We start from the raw sequence: 16,832 nt of genomic DNA on the forward strand, positions 1-16,832 counted from the left end.
GGAGAACGGCGGACCTCACTTGTCGCCGCACACCACCTCGTCGCCCCGCACCACCGTGCCCGACTCCTGCGGCGGGTCGGCCGGCCGCACCTTCGCCACCTTCTTGAAATCGGCGCCCGCGATCACCTTCAGCGTCGCGCCCTGGCCCTTCACGGGCTTCAGCTCACTGCCGGGCAGGGCGGCGGCCAGCGACTTCGCCGACTGGTCCCAGCGGGGGTCGTAGGCGACGACGGTCCGCTCGACCGCCCGGTCCCCGGCGTTGCGCGGCGCCTTGGTGGTGCGGAACCCGGTCGCGGCCAGCGCGTCGTCCACCCGCTTGCCGAGCCCCGAGGTGTGCGTGCCGTTCTCCACCTGGACCCGGATCTGCTTCGGGTCCACCGGGACCCGCACCGGAGCCGGCCCCTTCGGTCTGGGTTTCGGCGCGGCCAGCGGCTGGTCCTCGCGCAGGGCGTCGAAGAGCCGCTTCGACTTCACCGGGTCCCACTTCAGGGTCGAACCGACGCCCTCGATCTTGTATCCCATCTGCCCGATCGGCACGGTGGTGAACTCGGACGACGACGGCGAGAAGTCCCGCATCGCCCGCCCCAGCGTCAGCAGCTCGTCGGTGCCGAAGCTCTCGTCGGCGCGGACCGAGCCCAGCACGGCCCGGGTGACGTCACGGAACTTCAGCGGGTTCAGCAGGATCCCCGAGGAGGTCGCCCGGTCGATCAGGGCGGCCAGGAAGCGCTGCTGGCGCTTCATCCGGCTCAGGTCCGAGGCGCCGTCGAGGTGGCGGGAGCGCACGTACTGCAGCGCCTGCCCGCCCATCAGCGTGTGGGTGCCCGGGGCGAGGTCGAGCCCCGTGTAGCTGTCCTTGAGCGGCTGGACGGTGCAGATCTTCACCCCGCCGAGCACGTCCACGGTCTTCATGAAGCTGGTGAAGTCGACCTCCAGATAGTGGTCGATCTTCACGCGGGTCATGTTCTCGACCGTGCGGATGGTCAGCTGCGGGCCGCCCTCGGCGTAGGCGGCGTTCAGTTTGAGCGGGTGCCCCTTGTGGTGCTCGCCCGTGGTCCGGTCGGTGTGGCCGGGCGTGACGGCGTACGAGTCGCGCGGCAGGCTGACCACGCTCGCGCGCTCCCGGTCCTCCGAGATGTGCACGATCATGATGGTGTCGGTGCAGTGGCAGGGCGCGCCGCCCAGCTTGTACTTGCGCCGCTCCTCCTTGGTGATCTCGTCCCGGCCGTCCGTGCCGACCATCAGGACGTTCATGCCGTCGCCAGCCTTGGGCCGGTTCTTCATGTCCTTGAACGCGTCGACCCGCGAGAGGTCCGAGTCCAGGTTCGACAGCACCGCGTGCCCGATCCCGGCGGAGCCGAGCACCACCACCGACATGGCGGTCACCGCCCGCATGGCCCAGCGCGGCCTCTTCCGCCGTACGGGGGGCCTCGGCGGACGCCGGGACGGCCGGGGGCCGCCGCGCTGCGACGGAGGCCCGCCCCGGTCGGTCGAGGCCGGGGCCCGGGACGAGCGGGGCGGCGTGGGCAAGGGGACACCTCCGCGGGGACGGGCACCTGGGCGTGGAGCGTGCGGCCGGACGTGGGATTCGTGAGCACCGTAGGCCCATACGATCTGCTGCCCGGGGCTGTGACCCCCGCGGCGCGCACCCGTGTCCCCCGTTCGCGGTAACGTGAGCACCGATGAACGCCAAGTCCGACGTGCGGCTGCCCGCCGTTTCCGTGATCATGCCCGTCCTCAACGAGGAGCGGCACCTGCGCGGCGCCGTCCGCGCCATCCTCGCCCAGGAGTACGCCGGCGAGATGGAGGTCGTCATCGCCGTCGGTCCGTCCTCGGACCGCACGGAGGAGATCGCCGCCGAGCTCGTCGCCGAGGATCCGCGCGTGCACACCGTGCCGAACCCCACCGGCCGCACCCCCGCCGCGCTGAACGCCGCGATCAAGGCATCCCGTCACCCGGTCGTCGTCCGCGTGGACGGCCACGGCATGCTGTCGCCGAACTACATCTCCACGGCCGTACGGCTCCTGGAGGAGACCGGCGCGCAGAACGTGGGCGGCATCATGCACGCCGAGGGTGAGAACGCCTGGGAGGACGCCGTCGCCGCCGCGATGACGTCGAAGATCGGCGTGGGCAACGCGGCCTTCCACACGGGCGGACAGGCGGCGCCCGCCGAGACCGTCTACCTCGGCGTGTTCCGCCGCGAGGCGCTGGAGCGGCAGGGCGGGTACAACGAGGAGTTCATCCGCGCCCAGGACTGGGAGCTGAACTTCCGCATCCGCGAGGCCGGCGGCCTGATCTGGTTCTCGCCCGAGCTGAAGGTGTCCTACCGCCCCCGGCCGTCCGTGCGGGCGCTGGCCAAGCAGTACAAGGACTACGGCCGTTGGCGGCACGTCGTCGCCCGCTACCACTCCGGCTCCATCAACCTGCGCTACCTCGCCCCGCCGACCGCCGTGTGCGCCATCGCGGCCGGTGTCGTGGTGGGCGCGGCGCTGACCCCGTGGGGCTTCGTGGTGCCCGGCGGCTACCTCGCGGCGATCGTGGCGGGCTCGCTGCCCGCGGGCAAGGGGCTCGGGCTGAAGGCGCGGGCGCAGATCCCGGTGGCGCTGGCGACCATGCACATGTCGTGGGGCTGGGGCTTCCTGACCAGCCCGAAGTCGCTGGCGCGCAAGGTCATCGCTTCGCGGCGCCCGGCGGTGCGGCCGGAGACCGGGGCCACGGACGCCGCCGGGGCCCGCTGACCCGGCCCGACCGCCTCAGGACCAGGTGAACGCGGGGTTCACGTGCATGCAGGCGCTGTCGTCCGCGCCGTTGAGGGCCTGGGCGGACTCGGGGGTGCTGTTGTCGCTCCCGGGCGCCTTGTACGCCGTGCCCTCGCGCCAGTCGGCGCCCACGACCAGGGTGACGCCGGAGACGTCCGTGGACCGCTTCACCGAACTCGCCGGGATGCCCAGGGACTCGGCGACGCGCCGTGCGTCGCCCTCCAGGTCGGCGCTCGGGTAGCGGATCACCGTACGGTCCTCGCTCGGCAGCACCGAGGGGTCCGCGACCGCCTTCGTGAAGCCCCGCTCGACCAGGAGCCCGGCGATCGCGTTCGCACGTCCGGGGGCGGTGCCCAGCTCGTCCGTGCGGGTGCCGTTGCGGACCTGGACCGCCAGCTCGTCGTCGGGTGCGGCCGGGTCGGCCGGGGGCTCCGGCTCCGCGTCGGGCTTCTTCTTCGCGTCCTTGCCGTCCAGGGCGATGTCCTCCCGCACCAGCCGGAACAACTGCTCCGCGTCCTCGGTCGGTTCGACGCGGGCGCCCACGTACCGGTTGGGCATCGTGGTCATGGTGACGCGCTCGGGCTTCACCTTGCGCAGCTCGTCGCTGAGGTCGTACAGCTTCTTGACGGAGTCCAGGTCCGGGTCGACGGTGAGCGCCCCGGTGGCCTCCTCGGCGAGCCTGCGCAGCCGGTTCGGGCTGCTGAGGGTCGCGTTCTCGCGCAGCACCCGGACCATCGAGTTGAGGTACATGTGCTGGGCCTTGGCCCGCGCGAGGTCGCTGCCGTCCTCGAAGCCGTACCGGGTGCGCAGCCACTGCAGGGCCTGCTCGCCCTTGACCGGGTGGGTGCCCTTCTCGAGTTTCAGACCGGAGCCGTGGCCCTCGTTGTCGCGCGAGTGGATGTTGGCGTCCACGCAGACCTGGACGCCGCCGACGGCGTCCGCCATCGAGACCACGCCCGCGAAGTCGACCATCACGAAGTGGTCGATGTGGATGCCGGTCAGCTCCTGCCAGGTGGCCACCGCGCAGCCCGGACCGCCGCGACCGAGGCTCTGGTTGGTCATCACCCGGCCCTCGCTCGCCGGGTACACCGTGCCGTCGTCCGGGTCGGTGCACTTGGGTATCTCCAGCAGGGTGTCGCGCGGCATGCTGACCACCGACATGTTGCTGCGGTCGGCCGACAGGTGCACCAGCATCTGCACGTCCGCGAGCGGCGTGGAGCCGAACGTCTCGCGGGCACCGCCCAGTTGCTGGTTCTCCTTGCTGTCCCGGGCGTCCGAGCCGATGACGAGGATGTTCAGCGGGGTCTGTCCGGCCGCGTTGGGCGTCGGCGCGGCGACCTTGTTGTCGCCCAGGTTCAGGGCGTCCTGCTTGATGTTGGCGTTGAGGTGCTCGTAGTAGAGGTAACCGGCCCCGGCGGTGCCGGCCAGGACCGCGGCGAGCAGCACCGCGGTCCAGCGCAGGGCGCGGCGGCGCCGGCGCGGACGGGCGGCCGCCACCGAGGGCTTCCCGCCGTCGTTCCCCGAGCCGTCCCCGGCGTCGTCCGCCGTGTCGCCCGCACCATCGTCCGCCGTGTCGCCCGCACCATCGTCCGCCGTGTCGCCGACACCGTTGTCGCCGTCCCCTACGACGGTCCCGGCACGCTCGGAGGCGTCTGCCGCGCCCTCCTGCGTCTCGTCCCCCTGCACACTGCTCCGCGTCATCTCCGCGTCCCTCCCCACCCCGCGCCACCGCGCGGACCTGTCGCCGTCCTGTGAGACGTGCGACAGACCCGTCAGGTCAACTGGCGCACAGCTTCTGGTCGGCCGTGGACGCGTTGTCCAGGTCCGGCTTCTTGACGGAGGTGCCGTCGAGCTTGACTCCGGCGCCCTTGAAGTCCTTGCCGAGGGTGAGGGTCATGGTGGGCAGGCCCTGGGAGTTGGTGACGCTGTCGCCGGGCTTCATGGCGGCGCCCGTCAGGCCGAGGATCTCGGCGAGGGCGCGGGCCTGGTCGGCCTGGTCGGGGGCGTACTCCAGGGTGGTCCTGGCGATGTCGGCGGGGGCGTTGCCCGCGTTCTCCGACTTCGCGACGCCGGCCCGGGTCTGGAGGTAGTTCAGCTCCTGCTGGGCACTGCCGGTGGGAGCACCGCCGTTGAGGACGCGGACCCTGATCTCCGAGGGATCGGACTTCTCGCCCTCGAGGCGGGCGGCGACGGCGGCGTCCTCCTTTTTCTTCTTCGCCTTCTTCTCCTGCTCGACCTCGGTGAAGGAGATGTCGTTCTTGATCATGTCGAAGACCGGGGGTGCCTTCGCCTCGTTCACGATCACCGTCGCCTTGACCTTCTCGGCCGGGTTGTCGAGCACCGGCACGGTGGTGAACGTGATGTTCTTCGGCGGCACCTTCTTCAGCTCCAGGGCGACGTCCTTGAGCGTGCCCACGTTGCCGATGGCGCTGTCCACGGTGAGGGCCTTGGTCGCGGCCTCGGCGAGCTTCACCAGCTTGGTGGGGCTGGTGAGGGTGTCGCCGGATGACATCTTCCGCATGAGCGAGCCCAGGAACTGCTGCTGCACCTTGATGCGGTCCAGGTCGCCCTCGTTGCCGAAGGCGTGCCGGGTGCGGACGAAGGCGAGGGCCTGCTCGCCCTCGACCGTGGACTCGCCCGCGGGGAGTTTGAGATGGGACTTCGAGTCGTCCACGGCGTGCTCCACGCACACGTCGACACCACCGACCGCCGAGGTCAGCGTCTTGACCGCGTTGAAGTCGGCCATCATGAAGTGGTCCGGCTTGATGCCGGTCGTCTCCGTCACCGTCCGCATCGTGCAGCCCGCGTCCCGGCCGAGGTCGCCCAGGCTCTGGTTGAAGCGGACGCCCTCGGAGCCGGGGACGATCTTCTTCGTCCCGTCCTCCTGCACGGTCTCGCAGTCGGGGATGTCGACGATCAGGTCGCGGGGGATGCTGAGCGCGGTGGCGTTGGAGCGGTCCTTGGAGACGTGCAGCAGGATGTTGGTGTCCGCGTGCCCGGCGCTGCCCTTGTCGCCGTAGCCCTCGTTGCCCTCACCGGTGCGCTTGTCGGTGCCGATGATGAGGATGTTGAACGCCTCGTCCTTGCTGAAGCTGCTGCTTCCGGCGTTGCCGACGTCCGTCGTCGACACGTTGCCCTCGAGGTGCTTGAGGTAGACGTAACCGCCCACGCCGGCCACGAGGACGACGAAGGCCATGGTGCCGCCGGTCCACAGCAGGACCTTCTTGCCCCTGGACTTCTTCTTCTCCGGCCGGCGTCCGCGCCGGCCCGGCACCGGCTCCTCGGGCTCCGGGCGACGCCGCCGCTGGGGCGGCACCTCGCGGTCCGGAGCGGACGTGCGGCGGCCCGCCGTGCGGGGGCCGGGGACGGACGACTCCGGTGCGGAGGGGGCGGAGGGTCCGGAAGGGGACATCCGCAGTTCGTATTCACCGGTACGCGGATTAAGCACCCACTGGTCTGCGGGATCCACGTCGTCTGCCCGCCCACGTCCTTGCGCGTCCACGCTCTCCCAATCCTCCGTCGGGGCCACGCGGCACCTTCTCCTGAAGGCGCACGGTAGAAAAAGGTCAACAAGTGCACGACGCCAGGGCGGACCTCGCGGCAGGGGGCACCGGAGCGCTCACACTATCCGCCCGGTTCGGCGTCGAACGACTCCGGTGTCACGATCGTCACCCCTACAACAGGGCATTCCCTCCTATTTTCATGAACTCCTACCATCGGTAGGGCTTGTAGACGTCCATGCACTTGCTGGTGTCCGAGCCGTTGATGGCGTCGCTGCTCTCCGGCAGGTCTCCGGCCTCGGGCGTCTTCTGCTTCGGATAGGACGCGCCCTCGCGCCAGTCAGCTCCCACGACGAGAGTGACCCCGGACACGTCCGTGGACTTGCGCACCGCGTTCGCGGGGATCCCCAGCGCCTCGGCGACGCGCCGCGCGTCGCCCGCCAGCTCGTCGCTCGGGTAACGGACGACGGTCCGCTCCTCGGAGAGCGCTGCCGAGGTGTCCTTCGTCGCCTTCACGAAGCCCTTGCCCACCAGCGTCCCGGCGACCGCGCCGGCCCGGCCGGTGACCGGACCCAGGGTGGCCGAGCGGGTGGCGTTCTGGACGAGGACGCCGATCTCGGAGTCTGCGGCGGGCTCGTCGGAGGGCTTTGCGGCATCGCCGTCCGCCGCGGCACCGTCCCCGGTGGCGTCCTTGCCGCCGTCCTTCTTCCCCCTCGTCCCGTTGTCGTCGAAGGACACGTCGTCGCGGAGCATCGCCCACATCTTGTCGGCGTCGGCGGCCGGCAGCAGGTGGTTCCTGTCGTCGGGGTCCTCGACGGTGGGGATCGTCGTCATGGTGATGCGGTCCGTGGGCACCGTCTTGAGCTGCGTGCCGAGGTCGTACAGCTTCTTGACGGTGCCGATCTCCTCGGAGACCGTCAGCGACTTCGTGGCGGCCTCCGCCAGGTCCATCAGCCGACCGGCGTCGGTGAAGACGTTCTGGCTCTTCAGCGTGCGGATCATCGAGTTCATGTACATGTGCTGGGCCCGGGCCCGCAGCGGGTCACTGCCCCAGGCGTGCCGGGTGCGCAGCCACTGCAGCGCCTCCTCGCCCTTGACCTTGTGCGAGCCCTTCGTCATCTTCAGACCCGAGCCGCCGGGCACGCCGGGCAGCGGGCGGTCCCACACGTTCTGGTTCACGCAGACCTCGACACCGCCCACCGCGTCCGCCATCGAGACGACGCCCGCGAAGTCGATCGTCATCCAGTGGTCGATGTAGACCCCGGTCAGGTTCTCCCAGGTGGCCAGGGTGCAGCCGGCGCCGCCGCGGGCCAGCGACGTGTTGATGATGTCGTTGGTCGCCGGGAACTCCTTGCCGGAGTCGGGGTCCTTGCACGTGGGGATGTCGACCCGGGTGTCCCGGGGGATGCTCACCACCGCGGCGCTCTTGCGGTCCGCGGCCAGGTGGATCAGCATCTGCACGTCGGCGAGCGGCGGGTTGTCGCGGTGGTTCCTGCCGCCGCCCAGCGCGACGTTGGCGTCGGAGGCCCGGCTGTCGGAGCCGAGCAGCAGGATGTTCAGGGGCATCTGGCCGGCCGCGTTCGGCTCGGTCTTGTGCGCCTTGGAGTCGCCGCTGCTGCGCTCGCCCTTGTCGATGTTGCCGTTCAGATGCTGGTAGTAGAGGTATCCGGCGCCGGCCGTGCCGAGTATCAGCACCGCGAGGGTGGTCGCGGACCACCTCAGCACCCGGTGCCGGCGTCCGGCGCGCCGCCGCCCGGGGCGCCTGCCGTTCCTGCCGCCGTGGCCCTGCGACCCTCCCCGGTCCCCCTGCCCGGCCGTGTCCCCGGTGCTCTCGCCCCGGCCGTCGCGTCCGGCCCGCCGGCCGCGGGCGTGCCGGACCGTGTCCGGTCGCGTTCCCTCCCCGCGCACACTGCTCTGCGTCATGTCCCTCTCCCACCCTCGGGCCTGCGAACGCACACCCGCACGCGACCTGCTCGCACAGTTGGACGTACGAAGCCCCTCGTTGGCTGTACGGCGACCGGTGGATTGTTCACCGGGGACCGCTCCGCCGGTCGACCCACGGAACGGCCGGCCGACGGACGGCCGGATGAGGGACCGGCCGGCCGACGGACGGCCGATGGGCGACCGGCCGACCGATGGACTGTCGTACTGTCAGACGCGCGTGGGGCCCCTCAGGTCACTTCGCGCACTCGACCTTGTCCGCCGTGGACCTCTGGAGGTCCTTCGGCGCCTCGGCGGAGGTGGCGTCGAGCTTGACTCCGGCGCCCTTGAAGTCCTTGCCGAGGGTGAGGGTCATGGTGGGCAGGCCCTGGGAGTTGGTGACGCTCTCGCCGGGCTTCATGGCGGCGCCGGACAGGCCGAGGATCTCGGCGAGGGCGCGGGCCTGGTCGGCCTGGTCGGGGGCGTACTCCAGGGTGGTCCTGGCGATGTCGGCGGGGGCGTTGCCCGCGTTCTCCGACTTCGTGACACCGGCTTCGTTCTGGAGGTAGGTCAGCTCCCGCCCCGCGCTGCCGGACGATGCGCCGCCGTTGAGGATGCGGACGCGGACCTCGGAAGGGTCGGACTTCTCGCCCTCGAGGCGGGCGGCGACGGCGGCGTCCTCCTTTTTCTTCTTCTCCTTCTCCTTCTTCTTGACCTCGGTGAAGGAGACGTCGTTCTTGACCATGTCGAAGACCTGCTGGGCGGATTCTTCCTTGAGGACGACGGTCACCGGTGTCTTCTCCGCCGGGTTGTCCTTGACCGGCACGGTGGCGAAGGTCAGGTTCTTCGTGTCGAGCTTGCCCAGTTCCAGACCGAGGTCCTTCAGCTTGCCGATGTCCTTCAGCTTGGCGTCGACGGTCAGCGCGTCGGTTGCCGCCTCGGCCAGCTTCACCATCTTCGTCGGGCTGGTGAGCGTGTCGTTGGACTTCAGCTGGCGCATCAGCGAGCTGAGGAACTGCTGCTGGAGCTCGATACGGCTCAGGTCGCCGCCGAAGCCGACGGAGTGGCGGGTGCGGACGAAGGCGAGCGCCTCCTCGCCCTGAATGAGGTGCTCACCCGCCGACAGGTTCAGGTGCGAGTCGGGGTCGTCGATGTCCTTCGCCAGACAGACCTTGACGCCGCCGACCGCGGAGGACAGGGTTTTGACCGCGTTGAAGTCGGCCACCATGAAGTTGTCGGGCTGGACCCCGGTCAGCTCGGTGACGGTCCGCATGGTGCAGCTGGGCGTACGGCCGCTCTGGCCGAGGCTCTGGTTGAAGCGGACGCCGGAGGTCCCGGGGATGACCTTCGTGCTGCCGTCCTCCTGCGTGGTCGGGCAGTCGGGGATGTCGACGATCAGGTCGCGGGGGATGCTGAGGGCGGTGGCGTTGGAGCGGTCCTTGGCGACGTGCAGCAGAATCGTGGTGTCGGCGTGGCCGGCGCTGCCCTTGTCCCCGTAGCCGTCGTTGCCGGAGCCGGTGCGCTTGTCGGTGCCGATCAGCAGGATGTTGATCGCCTCGTCCTTGCGGAAACCGCCGGTGCTCGCGCCGTCGTCCGGGAGGGAGTCGATGTTGTCGTTGAGGTGCTGGAGATACAGATAACCGGCCGTGCCGGCGGCGAGGATGACGAACGCCATCGTGCCGCCGGTCCACAGCAGTATCTTCTTGCCCTTCGACTTCTTCTTGGCCTTCTTCGCCGGCCGCCGGCGGTCGCGCCGTCCCGGCGGCGGTTCCTCCGGCGTCGCACGCCGCCGGCGCGGCGCGGGAACCTCGGGAGTCGGTGCCGGCGTGGCCCGGCGGGGCCCCGGTACCGGTGACTGCGGAGTGGAAGAAGACAGTCGCAATTCGTAATCGCCGGTGTCCGGATTGAGCACCCACTGGTCTGCGGGGTCGATGTCCTCCGCCTGCCCACGGCCTTGCGCGTCCACGGTTTTCCGAATCCTCCGTCGGGGCCACGCGGCGCCCTCCCCTCCGGGCGCCCGGTCTCACTCACGTCAGTTCAGTGCGTGGCCAGGGCAGAACTCCGCGGCCGGGCACACCGGGTCGCTCACACTAACCGTCCCGCCCGGCACGGGGCGACGGCAGTGACGCATTCCACGAACCTTACAACTGGGCAATCCGGCGCATTTCTCGGACAATTGTCCGCGCGCGCAAGCCACCTTGCACCCGCGGTTGCCCCTTCTTGGAATGCGCTTTACTCGCAGATGTCCTCGTCGGCGGTGTTCCCGCTGAACGTCGGCGCCGGGGATTCGGCGGCACCGGTTTCGCCGGAATTCCCGGTACCGCCGCTCGGGTCCGACCGCTCGGCCGTGATCGTCACGGGCTCGTCCGTCCGCAGGCGGGTGAACAGCTTCTCGGCGCCGGGCTGCACGAGTTGGTCGCGATTGGCGTCGCCCGCGTACGACTCCCGGGGGACGGTCAGGAACTGCACGCGCTCGGCGGGAATTCCGCGCAGCCCGCGCACGAGGTCGTACAGCCCGCGCAGACTCGCCAACTCGGGATCCGTCGTGAGCGAGGACGTGGCCGCGTCCAGTACGGGGTACAGCTTCACCGGATTCAGCAGTACGCCATTGCTCTGCACCTTGTTCACGAGCGCCCCCAGGAAACGCTGCTGCCGGTCCATCCGGTCGGTGTCGCTGCCGTCCCCGAGCGACTTCCGGGCGCGGACGTATCCGAGCGCCTGCTCCCCGTCGAGCGTCACCCTGCCCGCGGGCAGTTTCAGTTTGGCGTCCTTGTCGTCGACCGGCTTGCGCAGGCACACCTCGACGCCGTCGAGCGCGTCGACCATCTCCTTGAAGCCCTCGAAGTCGACGACCACGTGGTGGTCGATCCGGATGCCGGTCAGCTTCTCCACCGTGCGGATCGAGCACGCCGAACCGCCTGCCGCGAAGGCGTAGTTGAACTGTGTGAACGCCGGTTCGGTGAGTGACCCGTCGGGGCGGTGGCAGCCCGGGACGTTCACCATGAGGTCGCGGGGGAGGGAGACGGCGGTGACGCTGTCCCGGTCCGCGGCCAGGTGCAGCAGAATCGTGGTGTCCGACCGCTCGGTCCCGGAGTCGTGGCCGTAGCGGGAGTTGCCGGCACCCGACCGCGAGTCCGACCCGATCAGGAGGATGTTCTGCGCGCCGTCCACCAGTGCCGTGGGCCGCTCCTTCTCGTACCGGGCGAGTTCGGCGGCGGCCGCATCGTCCGCCGTGATGTTGCCGCTCAGCTTGGCGTACACCGCCCACCCGGCGCCCGCGGCACCCCCGGCCAGCACCACGACCGCGATCCCGGCGATCCCCAGCCGCCGCCTGCGCCGCCGCCGCTTCAGCCCACGGCCGCTCGCGGACGCCCCGCGCCCCGGCTGCCCACCGGAGGCCGCCGTACCCGCGTCCTCGCCCACGCCTGCCTCCGTCCACACCCGCGCGCTGCTACGACCATGCCCCGGGGCACCGCGAAGGACAGCACGGAACTAGCCCAAACGGGGCACACGACCCGAAACGCCCCCACGGGCATTGGTCCGCTCCCCCCAGCCGCGGGCAGCCGCCCGCCCACCAACTGCGGGCAGTCCCCGCCCCTCAGGCTGCGGGCAGTCGCCCGTGCCTCCTGGCCGCGGGCCCTCGCGCCGTCCCCGGCTGGTCTGCGGGCAGTGGCCCACCCCAAGCTGCGGACGTAGCCGGCCCCCTCAAGCTGGCGAGCATTCGCTCGCCCCCGAGCTGCGGCCAGTCGTCAGCCCCCCAAGCTGCGGGCATTCGTGCCGCCTGGTGGCACGGGTGGGCGCTGGGGGTACCTCCCAGGCCGTTCAGGCACTGGGGGAGGCATCCCCGCAGCGCCGGCACACGCGCCGGGCCCCGCGTCGGCACAGGCGCCGGGCCACGCGCCCCGCCCCGCGTCGGCACAGGCGCCGGGCCCCGCGCACCGCTCCGCGCCGACGGGCCCCGAGCCCCGCCCCGAGCCGGCACGCACGCCGGGCCCTGGCCGGCACAGGTCGCCGCCCTACCCGGTGTCACCTCGACGCCGGTTCACCAACCACCCCGCGGAAACCTCACCGCGCCGTCACCGAAACCCGCTCCGCCTCGATCCGCTGATCCACCACATCCGCCCCCGCCCGCTCCAGATGCCGGCACAGCACCACGGACCCTCCCGAAGCCAACGGCCCGTACAACCCCGCGCTCAACCCCTCCCACGTGTCGTACGGCAACCCCGACAGAATCCGCGCCCCCGGCCCCGTGAGCCCCAGCCCCGACGCCTCCGCCCGAGCCCGCTCCACGACCTCCGCCCCGCTGAACTCCCGCCCGGCCACGATCAGCGCCGGCGCCTCCGGGTCCACCGGCGCGTACGGCACGAACCGGTCCCCCTGCCCCGGCACCTCCACCGCGTAATCGGCGAAGCCCTCCGGCGCCGCCGGCGCGAACCGCCCCCCGAGCGGCCGCAGCGCCAGCGCGATCCGCGGACCGGAGCACGCCCGCGCCGCCTCCAGCGACTCCGGTTCCGGCCCGCTCACGACCACGTCCGCCGCCTTCGGGTCGCCCGCCACATCGGCGACGACGCCCACCGACGCGCACGCCAGCAGCCACACCGCCGTCTGCCAGTGCGCGGGCAGCAGCAGCGCGACCCGGTCGCCGGGTTCGACGGACAGTTCGTCCTGGAGGAGATTGGCGGTCTTGGCCACCCAATTGGCGAAGGTGGCCACGGACAGTTCGACGCGTTCGCCCGTGGCGTCGTCGTAGAAGGTCACCAGGGGGCGTCCCGGGTCCGCGGCGAGCGCGGAACTCAGCAGGTCGGCAGGGGTGCGGTCGGTCGCGTTCACCCGGACAAGCGTACGCGGGCCGCGCGACGCGCACCGAGCACACGGCGCACCGCGCCACCACCGGATCGCGTGAGAGAACCCTACGGCCCGTCAGATCTCAAATAGACATGTTTGTCCAATGATGTACAGAATCAGGGGCATGCGTGGATTCCTAGCTTCCTCGACCGGTGTCACATGCGCGGCGGCCCTGGCCCTCCCGTTCGCCCCGCCCGCGGCAGCGACCACCTCCTCCTCGGCACCGTCCGTGACGAGCCCGACGGCACGGCCCGAGACCTACGCCCCGGGCGGCACCCAGTCTCTGGCCCTCGCCCCCCTCGCCCACGACCGGGCACCCGGCGCGGCCGAACAGGGCCTGCCCCGCCGGGACGTACGGCACTTCTCACTCGTCGGCGTCGTCTGGGACAACCCCGCCACCGAACTCCACGGCCGCGCCGAGGTCCGAACCCGGGCCACCGCGACCGGCGCCTGGTCCGGATGGCGGGAGCTGGAGACCCACAACGCCGACCACGCCGCCGACCCCGGCACCCCCGAGAGCACCTCGGGCCGCGTCCGCGGTGCCACTGCACCGCTGTGGGTGGGCGAGTCCGACGGCGTGGAGGTGCGGGTCCGGGCGGAGGACGCTCCGGCGGCCGCCCGGACCGCTCCGGCCGTCCCGCGGCTCCCCACCGGCCTGCGCCTCGAACTGGTCGACCCCGGCGAGGACGCCCCGCCGCCGGCGAACCGCGCGCGGAGCGAGGCCACCGAACCCGCCGTGCTCCCCGCCGGGCAGAAGACCAGGCCGCATGCCGGCCCCCGCCCGCGCATCACCACGCGTCACGGCTGGGGCGCCGACGAGAAGCTGCGCCAGAAGGGGTTCGTGTACACGAAGAAGGTCAAGGCGGCCTTCGTGCACCACTCGGACACCGGCAACAACTACCGTTGCTCACAGGCGCCGTCGGTCATCCGCGGTATCTACCGCTACCACGTCAAGAGCATGGGCTGGCGCGACCTCGGCTACAACTTCCTCGTCGACAAGTGCGGAAACGTCTACGAGGGCCGGGCGGGCGGCGTGTCCAAGCCCGTACTGGGCGCCCACACCCTGGGGTTCAACTCCAACAGCACGGGCATCGCCGTACTCGGCACCTACAGCTCCAAGAAGCCGTCGTCGGCCGCGCTGAAGGCGATCGCCCGGCTCACCGCGTGGAAGGTCGGGCTCTACGGCATGAATCCGCGCGGGAAGACATACCTCAAGTCCGGGGGTGGCAACCTCTACCCAAAGGGCAGGAAGGTACGACTGAACGTCATCTCCGGTCACCGCGACGGCTTCGCCACGAACTGCCCCGGAAAGAGGCTCTACGCCAAGCTCGGCACGGCCCGTGCGAAGGCGGCGGCGTACCAGGGCCGCTGAGGCCGGCCGAGGACCGACGAGGGCCGACGAGCACCGGCGTACGGACCGATGGGGGCACGCCGCCGCACGGTCCTCGAAAGCACCACGGAACGGTCTGCATACACTGGCCCGCCGAAAGACAGTTCGGCCGGTCCCGGCAGGAAGCAGAGACGACAGGTGACAGAAGCGATCCTCCTGGTCGGCGGCAAGGGCACGCGGCTTCGCCCGCTCACGGTGAACACGCCCAAGCCCATGGTCCGGGCTGCCGGAGTGCCGTTCCTCACGCATCAGCTGGCGCGGGCCAAGGCGGCCGGCGTCGAGCACATCGTGCTCGCGACCAGCTACCTGGCCGAGGTCTTCGAGCCGTACTTCGGCGACGGCTCGGCGCTGGGCCTGCACCTCGAGTACGTCACGGAGGAGGAGCCGCTCGGCACGGGCGGCGCGATCCGCAACGTGGCGTCCCGGCTGCACTCCGGCCCCGACGAGCCGGTGCTGATCTTCAACGGCGACATCCTGACGGGCCTGGACATCGGCGCGCTGGTCCGCAGCCACGAGACGACGGGCGCGGACGTCTCCCTGCACCTGACCAAGGTCACGGACCCGAGGGCCTACGGTCTGGTCCCCACCGACGACGCGGGCCGGGTGCTCGCCTTCCTGGAGAAGCCGCAGACCCCCGAGGAGATCGTCACCGACCAGATCAACGCGGGCGCGTACGTCTTCCGCCGCTCGGTCATCGACACGATCCCGGCGGGGCGCCCCGTCTCGGTCGAACGCGAGACCTTCCCCGAGCTCCTCGCCACCGGCGCCCACCTCCAGGGCATGGTCGACTCCACCTACTGGCTGGACCTCGGCACCCCGGCGGCCTTCGTACGCGGCTCGGCCGACCTGGTCCTGGGCCGTGCCCCGTCCCCGGCGATACCGGGCCGCTGCGGGGACCGCCTCGTCCTGCCCACGGCACAGGTCGCGCCCGACGCCAAGCTGGCCGGCGGCACGGTGGTCGGCGAGGGCGCCTTCGTGGCGGAGGGGGCGCGCGTCTTCGGCAGCACGATCCTGCCGGGCGCCGTCATCGAGCCGGGCGTCCTCATCACCGACTCCCTCATCGGCACGGGTGCCCGTGTCGGCACCCGCTCGGTCCTCGCCGACACGGTCATCGGCGACGGCGCGGTCATCGGCGCCGACAACGAACTCCGCTCCGGCGCCCGAATCTGGTGCGACGCCCAGATCCCCCCGGCAGCCCTCCGCTTCTCCTCGGACACCTAGCCGCCTCAGCCGCAGCCAGTCGCCGTGCCGCCGTACCTGCGGGCAGTCGCCGTGCCGCCGTACCTGTGGCAGTCGCCGTGCCGCCGTACCTGCGGGCAGTCGTGCCGCTGGGGCGGCACGGGTGGGCGCAGGCGGCACCCCGTCAGCGCCGGGCTGCGCACCCCAGCAAGCCCGCACCCCGGCCGACCAGCGAACCCCGGCCCCCTACAACCGCTCAATCCCCCGCGGAGCCATCCGCGGCGCCCGCCTCGCCGGCACCCGCCCACTCAGCAGCACCAACCGAGCCGCCCGATGCCGCTGCCCCGCGTACGGCTCCAGCAACCGCAGCATCTCCGCGTCATCCGCATACCGGTCCCCGCCGAGCGCGAACCCCACGATCCCCGGCAGGTGCAGATCCCCCACCGTCACCGCGTCCGGCGCCCCATGACTGCGCTGCACGGTCTCCGCCGACGTCCACGGCCCCACCCCTGGCAGAACCTCCAGCCGCTCCCGCGCGGCCGCCGGCTCCATCCCCGCCGCCTCCTCCAGCCGCGCGGCGACCCGCACGGCCCGCAGGATCGTCGACGCCCGTTTGTCGTCCACCCCGGCCAGGTGCCACTCCCAGGACGGGATCATCGCCCACGTCCGCGCCGTCGGCATCACGCACATCCGCCCGGGCGCGGGCCCCGGCGCCGGCTCGCCGAACTTCCGCACGAGCAGCCGCCACGCCTGGTACGCCTCCAGCGTCGTGACCTTCTGCTCCAGGACCGAGGGGATCAACGACTCCAGTACCAGCCCGGTCCGTCCCAGCCGCAGCCCCGGACGCCGATGCGCGGTGACCGCCAGCAGCCGGTGCCGCGGCACGAACGCGGACGGGTCGTCCTCGGCGCCCAGCAGCCGCGGCAACTCCTCCAGCAGCCACTCGGCGCCCGGTCCCCAGGCCTCGCCCCGCACCTCACCGCCGCGCGCGGTGACCCGCAGGGTGCCCGGCCCGGCGGGCGTCCGGCTGGCCCGCCACACCGACCCGTCCGGCATCGTCCGGAACGTCGGATCGCCCGGCCCGCGCCGCAGCGGCCCGAGCACCAGCCCCAGCTCCAGCGGCCCGTTAGGCACCCACACCCGCACCCGGCCCGGCGCGGGCGCCTGCCGGGGTATCCCGCCGCGCACGGTGGCGCGAGGGGGCCGGGGAGCGAAACGTCCTGCCACGAGCGTGATCCTTGG

11 protein-coding genes are annotated in these 16,832 nt (G+C 71.6%); 3 read left to right on the forward strand and 8 right to left on the reverse strand.

The window, feature by feature from the left end; all coding sequences use genetic code 11:
• Positions 1-15 precede the first annotated feature (15 nt).
• The gene (locus AB0P07_RS30475) at positions 16-1,392 is read right to left on the reverse strand and encodes an LCP family protein (RefSeq protein WP_365556228.1); all 1,377 of its coding nucleotides are present in this window, start codon (positions 1,390-1,392) and stop codon (positions 16-18) included.
• A gap of 287 nt (positions 1,393-1,679) precedes the next feature.
• Between AB0P07_RS30475 and AB0P07_RS30480 the strand changes: the two genes are divergently transcribed.
• The gene (locus AB0P07_RS30480) at positions 1,680-2,735 is read left to right on the forward strand and encodes a glycosyltransferase family 2 protein (protein ID WP_061444364.1); all 1,056 of its coding nucleotides are present in this window, start codon (positions 1,680-1,682) and stop codon (positions 2,733-2,735) included.
• 15 nt (positions 2,736-2,750) lie between these two features.
• Here AB0P07_RS30480 and AB0P07_RS30485 read toward each other — a convergent pair whose 3' ends face one another.
• From AB0P07_RS30485 to AB0P07_RS30510, 6 genes are all read right to left on the reverse strand, one after another.
• Positions 2,751-4,457: an LCP family protein gene (locus AB0P07_RS30485; RefSeq protein ID WP_365556231.1), complete on the reverse strand. Its 1,707-nt coding sequence runs from the start codon at positions 4,455-4,457 to the stop codon at positions 2,751-2,753.
• 76 nt (positions 4,458-4,533) lie between these two features.
• Positions 4,534-6,258, reverse strand: coding sequence for an LCP family protein (locus tag AB0P07_RS30490; protein ID WP_365556276.1), 1,725 nt, complete (start codon positions 6,256-6,258; stop codon positions 4,534-4,536).
• 208 nt (positions 6,259-6,466) lie between these two features.
• Positions 6,467-8,179, reverse strand: coding sequence for an LCP family protein (locus AB0P07_RS30495; RefSeq protein ID WP_365556233.1), 1,713 nt, complete (start codon positions 8,177-8,179; stop codon positions 6,467-6,469).
• Positions 8,180-8,432: 253 nt separating this feature from the next.
• Positions 8,433-10,142: an LCP family protein gene (locus AB0P07_RS30500; protein ID WP_365556235.1), complete on the reverse strand. Its 1,710-nt coding sequence runs from the start codon at positions 10,140-10,142 to the stop codon at positions 8,433-8,435.
• A gap of 266 nt (positions 10,143-10,408) precedes the next feature.
• A complete protein-coding gene (locus tag AB0P07_RS30505; RefSeq protein ID WP_365556237.1) occupies positions 10,409-11,599 on the reverse strand; it encodes an LCP family protein in 1,191 nt (396 codons plus the stop codon).
• Between the two features lie 642 nt (positions 11,600-12,241).
• Positions 12,242-13,006, reverse strand: coding sequence for a TIGR03089 family protein (locus AB0P07_RS30510; RefSeq protein ID WP_365556239.1), 765 nt, complete (start codon positions 13,004-13,006; stop codon positions 12,242-12,244).
• Between the two features lie 139 nt (positions 13,007-13,145).
• Here AB0P07_RS30510 and AB0P07_RS30515 point away from each other — a divergent pair, with 139 nt between their 5' ends.
• Positions 13,146-14,393 carry an N-acetylmuramoyl-L-alanine amidase gene (locus tag AB0P07_RS30515; RefSeq protein WP_365556241.1) on the forward strand — a complete coding sequence of 416 codons (1,248 nt, stop codon included), beginning with the start codon at positions 13,146-13,148 and terminating at the stop codon, positions 14,391-14,393.
• Positions 14,394-14,549: 156 nt separating this feature from the next.
• A complete protein-coding gene (locus AB0P07_RS30520) occupies positions 14,550-15,632 on the forward strand; it encodes an NDP-sugar synthase (RefSeq protein ID WP_365556243.1) in 1,083 nt (360 codons plus the stop codon).
• Positions 15,633-15,836: 204 nt separating this feature from the next.
• Here AB0P07_RS30520 and AB0P07_RS30525 read toward each other — a convergent pair whose 3' ends face one another.
• Positions 15,837-16,817 carry a DNA-3-methyladenine glycosylase 2 family protein gene (locus AB0P07_RS30525; RefSeq protein WP_365556245.1) on the reverse strand — a complete coding sequence of 327 codons (981 nt, stop codon included), beginning with the start codon at positions 16,815-16,817 and terminating at the stop codon, positions 15,837-15,839.
• Between the last annotated feature and the right edge of the window lie 15 nt (positions 16,818-16,832).

This window comes from Streptomyces sp. NPDC085944, assembly GCF_040686295.1.
Taxonomy (GTDB): Bacteria; Actinomycetota; Actinomycetes; order Streptomycetales; family Streptomycetaceae; genus Streptomyces; species Streptomyces salinarius.